The sequence below is a fragment of the Kitasatospora sp. CB01950 genome (genome assembly GCF_001905465.1).
Taxonomy (GTDB): Bacteria; Actinomycetota; Actinomycetes; order Streptomycetales; family Streptomycetaceae; genus Kitasatospora.
Genome location: NZ_LISX01000003.1, coordinates 469,090 through 486,830, shown reverse-complemented (window position 1 = coordinate 486,830; position 17,741 = coordinate 469,090). Strand labels below are relative to the sequence as shown.

Genomic DNA, 17,741 nt, shown 5'->3' with positions numbered 1-17,741 from the left:
GTGGGTCACGGCGGAACGGTTCGGCAGCCTAGCGAAGGGTGTCGGGGTCAGTCCTCGACGATCCGGACGGCGCCCGAGGGGCAGGCCACCACGGCGTCCTCGACGGCGGAGCGCAGTTCGGCCGGCGGGCGGGGGTCGAGCAGCAGGACGATGCCGTCCTCCTCGCGCTGGTCGAACACCTCGGGGGCGTTGCGGACGCACTGCCCGGCGCCGCAGCAGCGGTCCTGGTCGACGGTGACGGTCACGGTTCCTTCTTTCACGGGGGCGCCGGCGCGGGCGGGCGGGGCGACGGTCACCAGGCGACCTGGAGTTCGTGGACGCCGTAGATCAGCATGTCGTCCCGGAACGGCACGTCCTCGAACGGCATGGCGAGCTTCAGGTCCGGCAGCCGGCGCAGCAGGGTCTCCAGGGCGATCTCCAGTTCCATCCGGGCGAGCGGCTGGCCGAGGCACTGGTGGACGCCGAAGCCGAAGGCGAGGTGCTGGCGGGTGTCGCGGGTGAGGTCGAGGGTGTCGGCGCCGGGGTAGCGGTCGTCGTCCCAGTTGGCGGTGTTGATCTGGAGGACGACGCCCTCGCCGGCCCGGATCTCGGTGCCGCCGATCTCGGCGTCGGCGACGGCGGTGCGGACCAGGCCGGTCTGGACGATGGAGAGGTAGCGCAGCAGTTCCTCGACGGCGGCGGGCACGGCCTCGGGGTGGGCGCGCAGGTGGGCGAGCTGCTCGGGGTTGCGCAGCAGGGCGAGCACCGACAGCGAGGTCATGTTGGCGGTGGTCTCGTGTCCGGCGATCAGCAGCAGTCGGCCCATCGCGCCGATGTCCTCGATGTCGAGTTCGCCGCGGGCGACCAGGCGGCTGAGGATGCCGTCGTCGGGGTTGTCGCGCTTGGACTCGGCCAGGGCGTCGATGTATTCGGTGAGGCGGGCGTTGGCGTCGACGACGGCCTCGGTGGTGGAGCCGCGGTGCAGCAGGACGCGGCTGCACTCCTGGAAGAAGTCGTGGTCCTCGTAGGGCACGCCGAGCAGCAGGCAGATCACCAGGGAGGGCAGCGGCAGTGCGAACTCGCTGACCAGGTCGGCCTGTTGGCGTCCGTCGATCATCTTGTCGATGAGTTCGTCGGTGATCCGCTGGATCTCGGGGCGCATGGTGGCGGTGCGGCGGACGGTGAAGTCGCCGGTGAGCATGCGGCGCAGCCGGCCGTGCTCGGGGTCGTCGAGCCGGATGAAGGTGGGCCGGACGGTGACGAACTCGCGGGCGGCCTCGGTGAGGAACGGGAAGCCGGGGTTCTCGGGGTCGGAGCTGAACCGGTTGTCGGCGAGGACGGCGCGGACGTCCTCGTGCCGGGTGATCAGCCAGGCGGGGGTGCCGTCGTAGAGGGCGATGCGGCTGATCGGTTCTTCGTGCCGGGCTTGTTGGTAGACGGGCGGCGGGGCGAAGGGACAGGTCCCGCGCGGGGCGGGGTGGCTGCTGGGGGAGGTGTCGGCGACGGTGGCCATCTGGTGCTCCCTTCCGGAGCTGGGCCGGCGGTGGCGTCGGCGGTGGCGTCGGCGGTGGCGTCGGCGGGTGGGCCTGCGACTGCGCGCGGCCCGGGCAATTGAATGCCTCGGGCAACTAACTCAACGTCACGCTAACTCGCGGTCCGTGGCCACGGAAAGGCGATCCGGCCCGGCGCGGGCATTCTGTCCGGATTCCGGCGACGCACGTGCGTTCCCATGGGGGTCGGCAGGCCCGCCCACCAGCCATGTCCATGCCCGTCAGGGTCGAGGGATCATCCTTACGGCCGATCGAGAACGGGCCACGACCTCACACCCACAGCGCCTGGGCGATCGCCCACCCGGTGAACGCCGAGCCGAGACCGGCCACCACGCTGCCCGCCACATTCATCACCGCGTAGAACCGGGCCCCGCTCTCGGCCAGCCGCAGCGTCTCCCAGGAGAACGTCGAGTACGTGGTCAGCGCGCCGCAGAAGCCGGTGCCGAGCAGCAGTTGGAGCTGCGAGGAGGCCACGCCGGCGGCGACCGCGCCGGTCAGCAGGCCGAGCACCAGGGAGCCGGCCACGTTGACGGCGAACGTCCCCCACGGGAAGACCGTGTCGTGCCTGGCCTGCACCGCCCGGTCCGTCAGGTACCGCAGCGGCGCGCCGACGGCCGCGCCGACGATCACCAGCAGCCAGTTCACCGTTCCTCCTGCGGCGGGTCGGCGGGCCGCAGCACCTCGCAGGCGTCCAGCGTCACCAGGCAGCGGTCGAGCAGCTCGTCCAGCTGCGGCAGAAACGCCCGGATCCGGTCCTCGCGGTCGACGACCACGATCGCGACCGGCAGGTCGTCGCCGACCGACAGCAGCCGGGAAGTGTGCACCAGCGCGGACGCGCCGAAGCCCTCGATGCCGCGGAACACGCTGGCGCCGGCCAGCCCGGCGGCGTGCGCGCGGTGCACGATCTCGGCGTACAGCGGGCGATGGTGCCAGCGCTGGTCCTCGCCGGTCAGCGCCGTCAGCCGCAGCGCGGGTACGGTGTGCGGGGTCATCGCGTCCTCCGTCCGATCACCCGGCGGGCGGTGGCCGCGCCGGCCCAGACCGCGACCATCGCGGCGAACAGGGTGGCGGCCAGGTAGCCGAGGGCCGCCGGGGCGTGGCCGGCCAGCACCAGGCGCTGGATGTCGACCGCGTAGGTGGAGAAGGTGGTGAACCCGCCGAGCACGCCGGTGCCGAAGAACGGGCGCACCAGGCGGTGGGCGCGCCAGGCCTCGGTGAGCACCGTCATGAACGCCCCGATGACCGCGCAGCCGACCACGTTGATCAGCAGCGTCGCCCAGGGGAAGCCGTCGGGGGTCGGCGGCCACGCCAGCGTGATCGCGTACCGGGCGCAGGCGCCGAGCACGCCGCCGAAGGCCACCACGCCGATCACGGACGCCAGTTCGCGGTCCGGCCCGCGCCTCGGCCGGCGCGGGGCGGGCACGGGGTCGGCCGTCATCGACGGCCGGTAGCTCTCCACGGGCACACGTCTCCTACTCGCACGGCGCCCGAGCGATCCGGGCGCGTCACTGTACGGGACGGCGCGGGTCAGGCCTTCTTGACCACGCTCGACTTGAGCTGCATGGCGCCGAATCCCTCGATCCGGCAGTCGATGTCGTGGCCGTCGACGCCATCGACCAGGCGGATGTTGCGCACCTTGGTGCCGGCCTTGATGCCGGAGACGCTGCCCTTCACCTTCAGAGCCTTGACCACGGTGACGGTGTCGCCGTCGGCCAGCACGTTGCCGACGGCGTCCCGGATCTCCCGCTCCCCCGCCTGCTGCGCCGGGGCCTCCTCGGCGGGGGCCCACTCGTGGCCGCACTCGGGGCAGACCATCAGGGCGTCCAGCTCGTAGGTGTACTGGCCGGCGCAGCTGGGGCAGGGGGGCAGGTTGTCGCTCATTGCGCCAGGATATCGGCCTCCGAACGCGTGCGTGATCAGCTGACGCTGACCGCGCTCCACGCGGCGGCGACCGCGTTGTACTCGGTGGAGCTCGTGCCGTACAGGTCCTTCGCCGCGTTCAGCGAGGCGGTGCGGGCGCCGGCGTAGTTGGTGGTGGAGGTCATGTAGACGGTCAGCGCCCGGTACCAGACGGCGGCGACCTTCTGGTTGCCGATGCCGGTGACGGTGGAGTTGTTGCAGGTCGGGCTGTTGTAGGTGTAGCCGTTGATCGTCTTGCTGCCGCTGCCCTCACTGGCCAGGTAGAACCAGTGGTTGGCGACGCCCGAGGAGTAGTGCACGTCCAGCTTGCCGACCGACTTGCTCCAGCAGTCGGCGGAGGCGCCGTCCAGCGAGGGCTTGTCGAAGCGGCGCAGCCACGGCGGGGTGGACTGGTCGCTGAACAGGTAGTCGGGGGTGTCGACGGCGTTGTTGGCGTACCACTCGACCATGGTGCCGAAGATGTCGCTGGTGGCCTCGTTGAGGCCGCCGGACTCGCCGCTGTAGCGCAGGTTGGCGGTGGCGCTGGTGACGCCGTGGGTCATCTCGTGGCCCATGGTGTCGAGGTCGACCTGCTCGGGGTCGGTGCTGCCGTTGCCGTCGCCGGTCATCATGCAGAAGCAGCTGTCGACCCACTGGGCGTTGTCCCAGTTGGTGCCGACGTGGACGAAGACGGTGGCGCCCTTGCCGTCGTTCTTGATGCCGTTCCGGCCGAAGGTGTTCTTGTAGTAGTCGTACGTCCAGGCGGTGTTGGAGTGCGCGTCGACGGCGGCGGTGGCCCGGTCCTTGGAGAACTTCTTGCCGTCGCCCCAGATGTTGTCGGCGTCGGTGACCAGCGTCCCGGAGGTGGCCTTGACGCTGCTCGCGCCGATGTTCTTGGCGTCCCGGGTGCTGTGGCCGCGGACGGGGTCGATCAGCGCGTAGCTGCCGTCGGACTGCTGGGTGGTGTCGATCCGGACGTCGCCGGTGTACTCGGAGTGGCCGGTGCCGGCGACGGACTGCTCGGAGTCCCAACTCTCGATCGCCGCACCGGTGGTGGCGTCGGTGACGACGACCCGGCCGGCCGGCTGGCCCTGCTTGCCCTCGCCGCTGACGGTGGTCTGCCAGGCCAGCCGGGGGGTGCCGTCGGCGGCCCAGACGACCAGTTCGGGGGTGGCGACCGCGCCGGACATGCCCTGCACCTGGCCGAGCGCGGCGGCCGCGCCGTGCTGCGCGGGCACGGCGGGCACCACGGACGCCACCGCGGCGTCGTGGCCCTTGGCGCGCGAGGAGTCGGTGAGCTTGCCGCGGGCGTCCTGGTGGACCACCAGGTCGCCGCCGACCACCGGCAGTCCGCGGTAGGTGCGGTCGAAGCGGACGTGCTGCGCGCCGTTCGCGTCGATGATCACGTCCTTGACCTTCAGACCCTGGCCGGGCCCGAAGCCGAACAGGTCGGCGTGCCGGGAGACGTTGGCCTCCGCGCGGGCGACCGCCGCGTCGCGGCCCGGGGCGGCGGAGGCGGTGTCGACCTGGACGGCGGCGACGAGCAGGGCGGCGCTCGCCGCGAGGGCGCCGGCGGTGAGGGTGCGGCGGCGGGCGGAGGAGGAGGGGCTCACTCGTGACTCCAGTCGGGTAGCTGGGGGCTGGCCGACTGACAGCCTGACGGTGAACACACAAACAGTTCTATGAACAGTTAATGACCGTGACCTGTTCGTATCCCGGCGACCGGAACCACCCGTGCGGGGGGCCGCTCGACCGGGGCGGGAACGACCAAAGGCCCTCCCGCCGCGCGGCCCGGACCGCCCAGGATCGGAGCATGACCATCGAACCCGTTCCCGCCGCCGACGGCGTCAGCCTCGACCACCACCAGTGCCTGCGCCTGATGGCCCGTCACTCGGTGGGCCGACTCGTCTACACCCGGCACGCGCTGCCCGCCGTCCTGCCCGTCCGCTACCGCCTGGTCGACGACGGCAACGTGCTGGTCGAGCGGCCCGACGAGGAACTGCTGCGCGCCGTCGCCGGCACCGTCGTCGCCTTCCAGGCCGACGAGGTCGACCCGGCCGACGGCAGCGGCTGGACGGTCACCGTGCTCGGCCACGCCGACGCCGTGCACCCGGCCGCCGCGACCGGGCCGCCCGCGGTGTCCGTCCGGATCCGCCCCGAATGGGTGTCCGGCCTGCGGCTGCTGCCGCCCCGGCCCGCCGAGCGGCCCCGCCGAACGGGACCTCCGGCCCTCGCGCCCGACGGCGCCCGCCCCGCAGAGTGGGACCGCACCCGGCACCGGACCGGCGCGGACCGAGGAGGCGAAGGGCGATGCGGCACTGCACCGTCGGAGCGATGATGACCCGTCAAGTGGTCACCGTCAGCCCCGGCACGGGCTTCCGCGAGATCGTCGCCCTGCTCGCCGAGTACGACATCACCGCCGTGCCGGTGGTCGACACCGACCACCGGCCGCTCGGCGTGGTCTCCGAGGCCGACCTGCTGCGCACCCAACTCGCCCAGTACGACCCGGCGTCCCTGCTGCCCGCCCCCGTACACCTGCGCGGCACCGGCACCACCGCCGCCGACCTGATGACCTCGCCCGCGGTGTGCACCACCCCCGACTCCACCGTGGTCGCCGCCGCCCGCCTGATGACCCGCCGCCGGGTCAAACGCCTGCCCGTGGTCTCCCTCGAGGACGGCCGCCTGATCGGCACCGTCAGCCGCGGCGACCTGCTCCGCGTCTTCCTCCGCGACGACCTGGCGATCCGCCGTGAAATCGTCGAGGACGTCCTGACCACCCTCCAGGACGCCAGCCCCGCATCCATCGCCGTCGACGTCGTCCAAGGCGAAGTCACCCTCAGCGGCACCACCGGCCCGCACTGCCCCACCGGCACCCTGCGCCGCCTCTGCGCCGCCGTCGACGGCGTGGTCTCGGTCACCGACCGCACCACGCGCGCCGCGGCTTAGCTCGGTCGATCACGACACGGCCTAACGCCGCCCACCCGGCCCGGCAAGCACCGAACCGGCCATCGCACCCTCCCCCGCGCGGCCCGGGGTCGAACGCTCCGCCAGCATCGGATCTGCACGAAGGAAACATTCGAAACACAGCGCCCCGCATCGCCAACTACCCCTTGAACAGCGCTTTCTGAGTGTACGAAAGTTGCAGCTGTTCGTCCGGTTCGAGCGGCCTGCCGGGCGGTCGCCGCCCACTAGATTCCTCACCACGCGGTGGACGCCCCACCAATGGGGGTGAATGGGCGACGACGGGGGGGTGTTCGGCCGGCGAGTAGCGGCCAGGGCTGCCCCGTTCTCCACTTTCGACGAAGGGGAATGGTTATGGCCACGACCACGATACGACGCCTGGCCGGACTCGGTGCGGCGGCGGCGATGAGCTCTGCGCTGCTGCTGGGTCTGCCGACCGCAGCCCACGCGGCCGGGTACTGCGATGGGACCGTTCTTCTCACGAATAACTACAACGGCATGAGCTCCCGTCTGGTCCGGTCCTACGACGGCAACAGCCTCTGCGTCAACACCTGGAACCAGACCGGCGGCTATGCCTGGACGCAGGCGGTCATCACGAAGCAGGTCGGCGGTCCCGACGCGGCGAAGGATTACGGCTGGTACTCCCAGTACGCCTCGACCGGCTGGGTCGCCAAGGGCAACGGCTGCTGGTGGTGGGGTGGCACCCCGGTCTCCCCCGGGTCGAACACCTTCAGCCTCTGGTACAACTGCGTCTGATGAGTTCTGTCCGCCCGATCATGAGCGGAGCTGGATGACGAGGGCGGCGGCCGTGGCTGTGCCGAGGACGACGGAGGCGCGCTTGTCAGAGCGTGTCGCGACAGCCCGATAGTTCTTCAACGTGTTGATCGCTCGCTCGATGACATTGCGCTTCTTGCACCGGCCCTTGTCGATCCCGGGTGGTCGACCACCGCACTTGCCCCGTTCGCGATGGTCGGCCACCTGGTCGGACTTCCGAAATGTGCGCACTCCGCGCGCCGTCTAGGCTCTGTCTCGTAATTGATCTTGGCTGTGGTCATTGTTCCTCTGCTCGGAGCCAGAGGATCAGCGAGGCGAGGACGACGCCGGCCCGGTAGCGGTTGGCCAGTTTGTCGAACCTGGTTGCCACTGCCCGGAATTGCTTCAGTTTGGCGAAGCACCGCTCGATGACGTTCCGCCCCTTGTAGGCGGCCTTGTCGAAGGCCGGCGGCCGGCCGCCCCGGCTCGCGCGGCGGATGCGTCCGGCGATCTGGTCGCGGCGTTCGGGGATGGTCGCCCTGACGCCGCGGCGCCGCAGCAGGCGGCGGATCTTGCGGGAGGAGTAGGCCTTGTCGGCCACGACCCGGTCGGGCCTGGTCCTCGGCCGCCCGCTCCCGGCGCGCGGAACGCGGATGGCGTCGAGGACGGCGGGCAGCATCGTGCAGTCGGCAGTGTTGCCGGTGCTGAGGACGATTGACAGTGGCAGGCCCCGTCCGTCGACGGCGAGGTGGATTTTGGTGGTCAGTCCGCCCCGGGAGCGGCCGAGCGCCTCGCGGCGCGCAACTGCTGCCGGATCATCCGATTCGTCCTCGGACCGATCCCCTTTTTGCGGGCCCCGGCGGCGTGCTGGTGAGCCCGCGCGACGGTGGAGTCGATCGACACCGTCCACTCCACGGTCCCCACGGCGTCGTTGCGGACCTGGACCTCGCGCAGGAGCGCGGCCCAGGTGCCGTCCTTCTCCCACCGGGCGAAGCGCCGGTAGACGGTCTGCCACGGGCCGTAGCGTTCGGGAAGATCCCGCCACGGGGCACCCGTGCGCAGCCGCCACAACACCCCGTTCACCACCTGCCGGTGATCCCGCCAAGGACGACCGGCGCCATCACGCTGCGGCAGCAAAGGCTCAATCCGGGCCCACGCAGCATCCGTTATCTCTCCACGACCCACCACAAGATCAATTATGAGACACGACCTAGGCCCTCCCTTCCGGAATCCGCCGGACGAGAGGGCCCGAGCCGTCGTCAGCCCTGGCGGAGGATTCCGGCGCGGCGGGCGGCTGTGATCCACTGCGGGAACTCGGACAGCAGGCGGTCGTACAGCTCCGGGTCGGGCAGGGTGCTGATGTCGTCCACCGCGAAGAAGCCGACGTTGTCGACCCGGCGGCCCGGCAGTTGGTCGAAGCGTTCCAGCACGCCGTAGTTGGAGCGGCCCAGGCCCACGAACTGCCAGAAGATCGGCTCCTCGACGGAGGCCCGCAGCTGCGCCTCGATCTCGGAGTTGCGGTAGATGCCGCCGTCGGAGAAGAACAGCACCAGGGTGGGCAGCGGCGACGGGTACGCGTGGACGAAGGCGCGCACCTCGGCGATCACCTTCTGCTCCTCGTTCTGGATGCCCACCGCCTTCATGTCCACCCGCCCGTCCATCGTCGGCGGCCGCAGCTTCCGGCGGCCGAACAGCGACAGGTTCGCCTCGCCCGGCCGGACGTGCAGCCGCAGCCACTCGGGCAAGTGCGGCAGGCCGAGGTCCGGCAGCCGGGCGGGGCGGGTGGCGAACGTCCACGCCTGCATCACCCCGTCGTCGTCCAACTGCGCGGCGACGGCGGCCATCCGCTCCACCACGTCCGCGACCACGCCCCGCTCGTACAGCTTCGTCATCGACCCGGACGCGTCCAGCACCAGCAGGATCCGCGCCACCACGCCCTGCGCGCCGTGCTTGCGCAGGCTGACGGCGACCTGCTCCTTGCGCAGCGAGAGGCGCTTGCGCATGTCGACGGGCAGCGCCTGCTCGGCGGCGGATCCCCCGGGCGCGTGGGCGGGCCGCGGCGGGACCGGGGGTGGGGCCAACGGCATGGGGGGAAGCGGGAGGTGAGTGGTCTCCGGGAGCGGCGGCCCGGGCAGCGGGCGCAGCCGCAGCTCACGGGTGGCGTCGGCTCCGGGTTCGGGTTCGAGCGAGGGCGCGGACGGCGGGCGCAGCTCGTACTCGGGCTCGGGCGACGGCGGCGAGGACTGCGAGGACGGCGACGGATCGGCCGGAAGCCGCAGCCGGAGCTCCCGGGTGGCGTCCGGCGGCGCGGGGGTGAACTCCGGTGCGGGCAATGGCTCTTGCGGCGTTAGCTCGAAGTCGGCTGCGGACACCGGCTCCGGCGGCGCGGGCGCGAAGTCGGCTGCGGACACCGGCTCCGGCGGCGCGGGCGCGAAGTCGGCTGCGGACACCGGCTCCGGCGGCGCGGGCGCGAAGTCGGCTGCGGACACCGGCTGTTCCGGCGCAGGAGCGAAGTCGGCTGCGGACACCGGACGTTCCGGCGCAGGAGCGAAGTCGGCTGCGGACACCGGCTGTTCCGGCGCAGGAGCGAAGTCGGCTGCGGACACCGGACGTTCCGGCTCGGGCGTCAACTCCTGCGCAGGCAAAGGCGCTTCCTGCGCGGGCTGGAACTCCCCTGCGGGCAGCGGCTCTTGCAGCAGGTCCGGCAGCACGGCCTCCGCCGGCGACTCCGGCTCGGGCTCCGACTCAAGCTCGGGCTCGGGCGCCGGCTCCTGGGCGCGCCTCGGCTCCGGCAGGAACCCGGCGGCCGGCTCGCTCGCGACCTCCGCCACCGCCTCCGCCTCCGCCGCACCCTGCTCCTCGGCGGCGTCCGCCTCGGGCCCGGCCGGCGGCTCGAACCCGTACGCCTCAGCCAGTCCCGCGAGGCCATTGGCCCAGCCCTGGGCGACGGCGCGGAACTTCCACTGGCCGTTGCGGCGGTAGAGCTCGCCGCCGATCAGCGCGGTCTCGCGGCCGGCCTCGACGGGGAAGCGGGCGAGCGGCAGTCCGGTGCGGGCGTCGGAGATCACCAGCGTCAGGTCGGGGACCTGGGCGAAGAGGCCGTCGCCGTCGATGAGGGCGAGCAGCAGGATGCGGTGCACGGCGTCGTCGCGGACGTCGAGCGCCGCGAGGTCGGCCTCGACCCGTTCGACGGGCGTCTCGGGCCCGCCGGTGCGGCCGCGGTGCAGGACGGCGCCACTGCGGTGCGGCGGCCGGTGACCCCGGATCAGGTCGTGCGCGTCGCGGGCCTGTCCGTCGGCGGTCAGCAGCAGTGCGGCCGCGGTGAGGTCGGGGACGCCGGGTGCGGGTGTCCAGCTGAGGTCGGCGTGCACGGCGGGCACGTCGATCGGGAGGTTGCTGCCTTTGGCCAGGGATCTCGCGGTCACTGCCACAGTCTGGCCCATCGGGGGCGTGCGACGCGCCCCCCTGTGGGCGGGTTCTGCGGGCGGCGGCGGGCCCGGCGCTACGGTGGGGGCCGGACGCGGGCGAGCCGGGAGCGAGGTGGTCCGGGTGCACGCGGTCACCGACTGGCTGCGCGGGCTGTCCGGCCCGGTGGTGTACGCGGTGGTGGGGGCCTTGGTGTTCGCCGAGGACGCGCTGTTCTTCGGGTTCGTGCTGCCGGGCGAGACGGCGGCGGTGTTGGGCGGGCTGCTGGCCCATCAGGGCAAGGTGTCGCTGGGCCTGATGGTGCTGGTGGTGGTGGCCGCGGCGATCCTCGGCGACTCGACGGGGTACGAGGTGGGGCGGCGGTTCGGTCCTTCGGTGCTGCGGACGAAGGCGTTGCGCCGGCACGCGGACCGGATCGAGGGGGCGCAGGATCTGATCCGCCGTCGGGGTCCGGTGGCGGTGCTGCTGGGGCGTTTCGTGGCGTTCTTCCGGGCGTTGATGCCGGCGCTGGCGGGGGTGTCGCGGATGCCGTATCCGCGGTTCCTGCTGTTCAACGCGGTCGGCGGGGTGCTGTGGGGCGTGGGGTTCACCCTGCTCGGGTATTTCGCGGGCTCCGCGTACTCCCGGGTGGAGGGGGCGGTGGGGCGTTCGCTGGCGATCGCGGTGGCGGCGCTGGTGGTCGTGGGCCTGCTGGTGTGGCACTTCCGCAGCCGCCGCCGGGACGGCCGCCGTGAACGGCACGACGACAACGGCGGGCCTCCGTCCGCAGCCTGAGCCGACCGCCCCGACCGCGCGCGCTGAACCGACCGCCCCGGCCACGGGCTGAGCCGACCGCCCCGACCGAGCGCTGAACCGACCGCCCCGACCACAGGCTGAGCCGACCGTCCCGACCGCGGCAGGGCCCGTCGGGCCTCGGACGTGGACCGTTCGGCCCTCGGTTCGGCGGGGCTGCCGGAGCAGGCTGGAGTCATCGGGAAAGGAGCTTCTGATGAATCGTCTGCAGACCCGTAGGGACGCCGAGGTGCTGGTCGAGACCCGCGGCGAGGTTTCGGCCGGTGCCCCCGACTATGCGCGGGTGAAGATCGCGGCCGTGCTGGACCGGCTCGAGGAGCCGGTGCTGGCGGTCCGGGTGCGGCTGGTGCAGGAGCCCAACCACGCGGTGGCGCGGCCCTCGATGGCCCAGGTCACCGTGGACGTCAACGGACGTCCGGTGCGGGCGCACGTCGCCGCGGCGACCATGCGCGAGGCGATCGACCTGCTCCAGGACCGACTGGTGTCGCGCATCGCCCGGCTGCGCCACCACCGCCGTCCGGCGCGGACGCCGCTGGGCTGGGCGGACGGCCTGGACCCGGAGCACCGACCGCAGCGCCGCCACCGCGCGCCGGAGGACCGTCGGCTGGTGCGGCACCGCAGCTACAGCGGGGCGCGGCTGGGCGCGCTGGACGCGGTGTTCGAACTGGAGGCGATGGACTACGACTTCCAGTTGTTCACGGACGCCGGGACCGGCTGCGACAGCCTGGTGTACCGGGGCGCGGCGGGCGGCTACCGCCTGGCCTCGACCGGACCGGTCCCGTCGCCGGTGCCGGGTCTGGTGGCCAGCCGGCTGACGGTGCCGTGCCTGACGGCCGCTCAGGCCCGGGCGCGGCTGGATCTGACCGGGTTGCCGTTCGTGTTCTACACCGATGCCGCGACCGGCCGCGGCAACGTCCTGTACCACCGCTACGACGGGCACTACGGGCTGATCACGCCCGCCGCGTAGCGGTTGCGAGCCTCCGGAACAGGCGTGGGGGTCTGGCCGGAGGCGGGAAGAGCTCTCGGCGGGCGTGGGGGTCCGTCCGGGAGCGCCGGAAGAGGAGCCGGGGACGGCGTGGGGCCGTCCCCGGCTCCCGCCTTTTTTTGGTAATGGGTCGGTTTATTCATCGACGACGAATCATTTCGGCCAAGTTGACGCAGCCTAGGTGACGCGTCCCTATCAAAGCTGGCACTGTACCGTCCCATCGCCGCAGAGGTCCTTGCAGACGCACACGCACCACCCGCTTCGGCGTGCACGTGAAGTCCGTTCCACCCCTCGAACCACCAGCTCTACCGGGCGGCACCATCCCTGCCCTCCCGGCTGACTCCGGCCGTACCCACGCGGCCGCCGCAGAAGGAGTTCAGTGTGACTCGATCCCCCCGAAAGTCCACCGCCGCAGGCGCGTTGATCGCCAGCGCCGCAATGATCGTGGCTGCTCTGACGTCCGGCGTCGCCACCGCCGAGGACACTCCCACCGGCTCCCCCGCCGAGATCCGGGCCATCGCCGGCGCGCTGCCGGTCGAGCTGTCGGCGACGCAGCGCGGCGAGCTGCTGTCCGCCGCGGACGCGACCAAGGCGGAGACCGCCAGGGCGCTGAACCTGGGCTCGCAGGAGGAGTTGGTCGTCAAGGCCGTCACCAAGGACGCGGACGGCAGCCTGCACACCCGCTACGAGCGCACCTTCGACGGGCTGCCCGTGCTGGGCGGCGACCTGGTCGTGCACACTGCCGCGGACGGCACCGCGAAGGGCGTCACCAAGGCCACCGACGCGGACATCGCCGTCGACACCAGCGCCAAGGAGAGCTCGGACGCGGCGAAGGGCCTCGCGCTGGACAGCGCCGGGGAGGCGAAGGTCGCGGAGCCCGCGGCCGACAACACCCGCAAGGTGGTCTGGGCGGCGTCCGGCGCCCCGCGCCTCGCCTGGGAGACCATCGTCACCGGCACGCAGGAGGACGGCACGCCGTCCGAGCTGCACGTCATCACCGACGCCAACACCGGCAAGAAGATCTTCGAGTACCAGGGCATCGAGACCGGTGTCGGCAACAGCCGGTACTCCGGCCAGGTCACCATCGGCACCTCGCCGGCCGCCGGCGGCGGCTTCGCGATGACCGACACCACGCGTGGCGGCCACAGCACGTACGACCTGAACGGCACCAGCTCCACCAAGTCGCTGTTCACCAACCCGACCGACACCTGGGGCGACAGCACCGTCGGCAACCGGCAGACCGCCGCCGTGGACGCCGCCTACGGCGCCCAGTTGACCTGGGACTACTACAAGACCGTCCACGGCCGCAACGGCATCAAGGACGACGGCGTCGGCGCCTACACCCGCGTCCACTACGGCAAGAACTACGTCAACGCCTTCTGGGACGACAGCTGCTTCTGCATGACGTACGGCGACGGCGCGGGCAACGTCAAGCCGCTGACCTCGATCGACGTCGGCGCGCACGAGATGACCCACGGCGTCACCTCCGCCACCGCCGACCTGATCTACAGCGGCGAGTCGGGCGGTCTGAACGAGGCCACCTCCGACATCATGGCCGCCGCCATCGAGTTCTGGGCGAACAACCCCGAGGACAAGGGCGACTACCTGGTCGGCGAGAAGATCGACATCAACAGCAACGGCACCCCGCTGCGCTACATGGACAAGCCCTCCAAGGACACTCGTTCCAGGGACAGTTGGTCGCCCGACCTGGGGAGCATCGACGTCCACTACTCCTCCGGCCCGGCCAACCACTGGTTCTACCTGGCCTCCGAGGGCAGCGGCGCCAAGACCGTCAACGGCGTGAACTACGACTCCCCGACCTCCGACGGCCTGCCGGTCACCGGGATCGGCCGGGAGGCCGCCGCCAAGATCTGGTACCGCGCCCTCACCACCTACATGACCTCCTCGACGAACTACGCGGCCGCCCGGGTCGCCACCCTGCAGGCCGCCGCCGACCTGTACGGGAAGACCAGCGCGACGTACATGAACACCGCCAACGCCTGGGCCGCGATCAACGTCGGCGCCCGCGTCGTCGACGGCATCATGGTGACCCCGATCGCCAACCAGCTCACCGCGGTGAACGCGCCGGCCGAACTCCAGTTGGAGGCCGCCAACTTCAACCCCGGCCAGCTCACCTTCCACGCGACCGGCCTGCCCGACGGCCTGAAGCTGCACCCGGTCACCGGCCGCATCACCGGCACCCCGACCACGCCGGGCACCTACACGGTGAGCGTCCTCGCGAAGGCCTCGCACCACAGCAGCGTCACCACGACCTTCACCTGGAAGGTCGCCCGGGCGATCCTGACGAACACCACCAAGACGCCGATCCCCGACAAGGGCGACGCGATCTTCTCGGACATCCAGGTCACCGGCCTGGCCGGCCAGGCGCCGAGCGACCTCAAGGTCGGCGTGGACATCAAGCACACCTGGCGCGGCGACGTCGTCCTCGACCTGGTCGGCCCCGACGGCACGGTGTACTCGCTGAAGAAGGCCAACCTCGGCGACTCGGCCGACAACATCATCGAGACCTACACGGTGGACGCCTCCGCCCAGCCCGCGAACGGCCTCTGGCGGCTCCGGGCCCAGGACATGTACCGGGGCGACACCGGCTACATCGACAACTGGAAGATCGTCTTCTGACAGCGCCGGCACGCTGGGCGCCGAACGCTGAACACTGGGCGCTGAGCACTGACCGCTGAGGTGATCCGGTCGGCGAGGGAACTCCCTCCGCCGGCCGGATCACCTCTTTCCGGGTGCGGGACGTTTCGGCCGGGCCCACCGCCGCTCACTTCGCCGGCCGGATCACCTCCTGGACGTGCGGGACGGCCCGCACCAGGGTGAGCACGCCGCCCACCACCACGGCGACGGCGAGCAGTTCGGGCAGCAGCCACCAGCCGGTGCGCACGCTCTCGTCGAACAGCACCACGCCGAGCAGCAGGCTCACCCCGGCGTCGCCGATGGTGAGGGCGGGCTGCGAGGCGGCCAGCGAACCGGCCTGCAGGGCGTTCTCCAGCAGCAGGACGGCGGCGATGCCGGTGAGCGCGAAGCCGTAGGTCTGCCAGGCGGAGAAGAACGCGGCGGGGCCGTGGTCGGCGAAGGTGCCGGTGGCGGACTTCAGCAGAGCGGCCGTCAGCGCGTTGCCGACGGCGGCGGCGCTGCCCAGCGCGGCGGCCCGGAACAGCGACGAGCGCCGACGTCGGGCGACCAGCACGCAGGCCGCCATCGCGCCGAGGCAGCCGACCAGCACGGGCAGCCAACGGCTCATCGGGGCATGGTCGGTGGCCCCGGTGGGCGCGGCGCTGCCGAGGAACAGCGCCAGCCCGCCGACCACGGCCGCCACCCCCGCCCAGCCGGCCGCGGGCAGGCGGCGGTGCAGCAGCGGCGCGGCGATCAGCAGCGCGAACGGCAGTTCCAGGACGAACACCGGCTGCACCAGGGCGAGCGGACCGAAGGTCAGCGCCAGCGCCTGGAACAGCGCCGCCCCGGTCACCCCGGCGATGCCGGCCAGCCAGGCCGGGTCGTGCGCCAGGGTGAGCAGGAAGCGCAGGCCGCCGCCGCTGCGGACGGCGGAGGCGGCCTTGCGCTGGAAGGCGGTTCCGGCGGCGTTGGAGGCGGCGCCGAGCACGGCGAGCAGGACGGCGAGGGCGGGCACTCCCCCATGCTGCCCCGCCGCCGGTGCGTCGGACGGCGCGTCAGCCGGTGTGTCGGTCGGCGTGTCGGTCCGCGGTGTTCAGCAGTTCGGCGGCCTGTTCGCGCATCTCGACCTTGCGGATCTTGCCGGTGACGGTCATCGGGAACTCGTCGACCACGTGCACGTAGCGCGGGATCTTGAAGTGGGCGAGCCGGCCGGCGCAGTACTCGCGCACCGCCTCGACGGTGAGCGGGCGGGCGCCCTCGCGCATCCGGACCCAGGCCATCAGCTCCTCGCCGTACTTCTCGTCGGGGACGCCGATCACCTGGACGTCGAGCACGTCGGGGTGGGTGTACAGGAACTCCTCGATCTCCCGGGGGTACACGTTCTCGCCGCCCCGGATCACCATGTCCTTGCTGCGGCCGGTGATGCTCAGGTAGCCGTCCCGGTCCATCACGGCGAGGTCGCCGGTGTGCATCCAGCCGTCGGCGTCGATCGCCTCCGCGGTGTGCTCGGGCTGCCCCCAGTAGCCGATCATCACCGAGTAGCCGCGGGTGCACAGTTCGCCGGTCCCGCCGCGCGGGACGGTGGCGCCGGTGGCCGGGTCGACGACCTTGACCTCCAGGTGCGGGCCGACCCGGCCGACGGTGGAGGTGCGGCGTTCGATCGAGTCGTCGGCGCGGGTCTGGGTGGAGACCGGGGAGGTCTCCGTCATGCCGTAGCAGATGGACACCTCGGTCATGCCCATCCGGCCGATGACGTCCTTCATCACCTCGATCGGGCAGGGAGCGCCCGCCATGATGCCGGTGCGCAGGCTGCTCAGGTCGTACTGGTCGAAGCGCGGGTCGGCGAGTTCGGCGATGAACATGGTGGGCACCCCGTACAGCGAGGTGCAGGACTCGGCGGCGACGGCGGCCAGGGTGGCGGCGGCGTCGAACGCGGGGGCGGGGATGACGGTGCACGCGCCGTGCGAGGTGGCGGCGAGATTGCCCATCACCATGCCGAAGCAGTGGTAGAACGGCACCGGCAGACAGATCCGGTCCTGCTCGGTGTAGCCGCACAACTCCCCGACGAAATAACCGTTGTTGAGGATGTTGCGGTGCGAGAGGGTGGCGCCCTTGGGGAACCCGGTGGTGCCGGAGGTGTACTGGATGTTGATCGGGTCGTCGGCGGCCAGCTCGCTCTCGATGTCGTCCAGCACCGCCGGGTCGCCCGGCCGGCCGTCCGTCAGCAGCCCGTCCCAGTCCGGGCCGTCGAGCAGCACCACGTCGGTGAGCGCGGCGCAGCGCGGCCGGACCTCCTCGATCATGGCCGCGTAGTCGGAGCTCTTGAACTGCCGGGCGGCGACCAGCAGTCGGACGCCTGCCTGGTTGAGGACGTACTCGAGTTCGTGCGAGCGGTAGGCGGGGTTGACGGTGACCAGGATCGCGCCGAGCCGGGCGGTGGCGTACTGGGTGAGCGTCCATTCGGCGCGGTTGGGGGCCCAGATGCCGACCCGGTCGCCCCGGCCGACGCCGCGGGCGCGCAGGCCGAGCGCCACCGCGTCGACGTCGGCGAGGAGTTGGGCGTACGTCCAGCGCCGGCCGGTGGTGCACTCGACCATGGCCTCGCGTTCCGGGAACGCCCGGACGGTCCGGACGAGATTGGCTCCGACGGTGTCGCCGAGCAGCGGGGTGTCGGTCGGGCCGGTGGCGTGGCTCGGCTGGCTCGGGGCGTGCGGCACGGGGGCCTCCTGGGCGCGGCGGTGCGGGGCGGTACCCATGCT

The 17,741-nt window shown here is 72.0% G+C and carries 16 protein-coding genes and 2 pseudogenes; 6 read left to right on the top strand and 12 right to left on the bottom strand.

Annotated features, from left to right (window positions below):
- Positions 1 to 47: 47 nt before the first annotated feature.
- From AMK19_RS10615 to AMK19_RS10585, 7 genes are all read right to left on the bottom strand, one after another.
- Positions 48 to 245 (bottom strand): ferredoxin, encoded by a 198-nt coding sequence (locus AMK19_RS10615; protein ID WP_083646701.1) that lies wholly within the window; start codon positions 243 to 245, stop codon positions 48 to 50.
- A 47-nt stretch (positions 246 to 292) separates the two neighbouring features.
- Entirely contained in the window at positions 293 to 1,492 is a 1,200-nt protein-coding gene (locus AMK19_RS10610) for a cytochrome P450 (RefSeq protein ID WP_073810358.1), read from the bottom strand.
- A 307-nt stretch (positions 1,493 to 1,799) separates the two neighbouring features.
- Positions 1,800 to 2,174 (bottom strand): fluoride efflux transporter CrcB, encoded by a 375-nt coding sequence (gene crcB, locus AMK19_RS10605; RefSeq protein WP_073810356.1) that lies wholly within the window; start codon positions 2,172 to 2,174, stop codon positions 1,800 to 1,802.
- Entirely contained in the window at positions 2,171 to 2,521 is a 351-nt protein-coding gene (locus tag AMK19_RS10600) for a DUF190 domain-containing protein (protein ID WP_073810354.1), read from the bottom strand. The genes crcB (AMK19_RS10605) and AMK19_RS10600 overlap by 4 nt, the downstream gene beginning before the upstream one ends.
- Complete coding sequence (gene crcB / locus AMK19_RS10595; RefSeq protein WP_073810861.1) at positions 2,518 to 2,967, bottom strand: fluoride efflux transporter CrcB; 450 nt, start codon at positions 2,965 to 2,967, stop codon at positions 2,518 to 2,520. The genes AMK19_RS10600 and crcB (AMK19_RS10595) overlap by 4 nt, the downstream gene beginning before the upstream one ends.
- A gap of 89 nt (positions 2,968 to 3,056) precedes the next feature.
- A complete protein-coding gene (locus AMK19_RS10590; RefSeq protein ID WP_073810352.1) occupies positions 3,057 to 3,410 on the bottom strand; it encodes a zinc ribbon domain-containing protein YjdM in 354 nt (117 codons plus the stop codon).
- A 35-nt stretch (positions 3,411 to 3,445) separates the two neighbouring features.
- On the bottom strand, positions 3,446 to 5,041 hold the full coding sequence (locus tag AMK19_RS10585) for a M4 family metallopeptidase (protein ID WP_073810350.1): 1,596 nt from the start codon (positions 5,039 to 5,041) through the stop codon (positions 3,446 to 3,448).
- A 200-nt stretch (positions 5,042 to 5,241) separates the two neighbouring features.
- On the opposite strand from AMK19_RS10585, the gene AMK19_RS10580 reads away from it, so the two are divergent.
- The 3 genes from AMK19_RS10580 (at position 5,242) to AMK19_RS35130 (ending at position 7,145) form a co-directional block, all read left to right on the top strand.
- Positions 5,242 to 5,766, top strand: coding sequence for a pyridoxamine 5'-phosphate oxidase family protein (locus tag AMK19_RS10580; protein ID WP_073810348.1), 525 nt, complete (start codon positions 5,242 to 5,244; stop codon positions 5,764 to 5,766).
- Positions 5,763 to 6,374, top strand: coding sequence for a CBS domain-containing protein (locus AMK19_RS10575; protein WP_241844330.1), 612 nt, complete (start codon positions 5,763 to 5,765; stop codon positions 6,372 to 6,374). Before AMK19_RS10580 ends, AMK19_RS10575 begins: the two co-directional genes overlap by 4 nt.
- A gap of 369 nt (positions 6,375 to 6,743) precedes the next feature.
- Positions 6,744 to 7,145 carry a hypothetical protein gene (locus tag AMK19_RS35130; protein WP_143200143.1) on the top strand — a complete coding sequence of 134 codons (402 nt, stop codon included), beginning with the start codon at positions 6,744 to 6,746 and terminating at the stop codon, positions 7,143 to 7,145.
- Between the two features lie 295 nt (positions 7,146 to 7,440).
- On the opposite strand, the gene AMK19_RS10560 is transcribed toward AMK19_RS35130, so the two are convergent.
- The 3 genes and pseudogenes from AMK19_RS10560 to AMK19_RS37100 all read right to left on the bottom strand — a co-directional run.
- Positions 7,441 to 8,327, bottom strand: a protein-coding gene (locus tag AMK19_RS10560) for an IS5 family transposase (RefSeq protein WP_443135002.1) whose coding sequence is annotated in 2 segments (ribosomal slippage) — positions 7,441 to 7,982 and positions 7,982 to 8,327 — 888 coding nt in all. Because the reading frame shifts where the segments join, the coding sequence is not laid out codon by codon here.
- Positions 8,328 to 8,401: 74 nt separating this feature from the next.
- Positions 8,402 to 9,334, bottom strand: a pseudogene (locus AMK19_RS37105) (vWA domain-containing protein); the annotation flags it as partial.
- A gap of 720 nt (positions 9,335 to 10,054) precedes the next feature.
- Positions 10,055 to 10,585: pseudogene (locus AMK19_RS37100) on the bottom strand (TerD family protein); the annotation flags it as partial.
- Positions 10,586 to 10,691: 106 nt separating this feature from the next.
- Between AMK19_RS37100 and AMK19_RS10540 the strand changes: the two are divergent.
- The 3 genes from AMK19_RS10540 (at position 10,692) to AMK19_RS10530 (ending at position 14,985) form a co-directional block, all read left to right on the top strand.
- Positions 10,692 to 11,342, top strand: a complete 651-nt coding sequence (locus tag AMK19_RS10540) for a DedA family protein (protein ID WP_073810859.1) — start codon at positions 10,692 to 10,694, stop codon at positions 11,340 to 11,342.
- Positions 11,343 to 11,556: 214 nt separating this feature from the next.
- Entirely contained in the window at positions 11,557 to 12,327 is a 771-nt protein-coding gene (locus AMK19_RS10535; RefSeq protein ID WP_073810340.1) for a sigma 54 modulation/S30EA ribosomal C-terminal domain-containing protein, read from the top strand.
- A gap of 456 nt (positions 12,328 to 12,783) precedes the next feature.
- A complete protein-coding gene (locus AMK19_RS10530) occupies positions 12,784 to 14,985 on the top strand; it encodes a M4 family metallopeptidase (protein WP_198953297.1) in 2,202 nt (733 codons plus the stop codon).
- 145 nt (positions 14,986 to 15,130) lie between these two features.
- On the opposite strand, the gene AMK19_RS10525 is transcribed toward AMK19_RS10530, so the two are convergent.
- Positions 15,131 to 15,997, bottom strand: a complete 867-nt coding sequence (locus tag AMK19_RS10525; protein ID WP_073810336.1) for a DMT family transporter — start codon at positions 15,995 to 15,997, stop codon at positions 15,131 to 15,133.
- 40 nt (positions 15,998 to 16,037) lie between these two features.
- Complete coding sequence (locus AMK19_RS10520) at positions 16,038 to 17,738, bottom strand: AMP-binding protein (RefSeq protein ID WP_073810334.1); 1,701 nt, start codon at positions 17,736 to 17,738, stop codon at positions 16,038 to 16,040.
- Positions 17,739 to 17,741 lie beyond the last annotated feature (3 nt).

Excerpts from the sequence above, each read along its gene's own strand:
- AMK19_RS10575 (WP_241844330.1), top strand. The coding sequence starts at position 5,763 with ATGATGACCCGTCAAGTGGTCACCGTCAGCCCCGGCACGGGCTTCCGC.
- AMK19_RS10610 (WP_073810358.1), bottom strand. The coding sequence starts at position 1,492 with ATGGCCACCGTCGCCGACACCTCCCCCAGCAGCCACCCCGCCCCGCGC.
- AMK19_RS10535 (WP_073810340.1), top strand. The coding sequence starts at position 11,557 with ATGAATCGTCTGCAGACCCGTAGGGACGCCGAGGTGCTGGTCGAGACC.
- AMK19_RS10520 (WP_073810334.1), bottom strand. The coding sequence starts at position 17,738 with ATGGGTACCGCCCCGCACCGCCGCGCCCAGGAGGCCCCCGTGCCGCAC.
- AMK19_RS10530 (WP_198953297.1), top strand. The coding sequence starts at position 12,784 with ATGATCGTGGCTGCTCTGACGTCCGGCGTCGCCACCGCCGAGGACACT.
- crcB (WP_073810861.1), bottom strand. The coding sequence starts at position 2,967 with ATGACGGCCGACCCCGTGCCCGCCCCGCGCCGGCCGAGGCGCGGGCCG.
- AMK19_RS10600 (WP_073810354.1), bottom strand. The coding sequence starts at position 2,521 with ATGACCCCGCACACCGTACCCGCGCTGCGGCTGACGGCGCTGACCGGC.
- AMK19_RS35130 (WP_143200143.1), top strand. The coding sequence starts at position 6,744 with ATGGCCACGACCACGATACGACGCCTGGCCGGACTCGGTGCGGCGGCG.
- AMK19_RS10580 (WP_073810348.1), top strand. The coding sequence starts at position 5,242 with ATGACCATCGAACCCGTTCCCGCCGCCGACGGCGTCAGCCTCGACCAC.
- AMK19_RS10590 (WP_073810352.1), bottom strand. The coding sequence starts at position 3,410 with ATGAGCGACAACCTGCCCCCCTGCCCCAGCTGCGCCGGCCAGTACACC.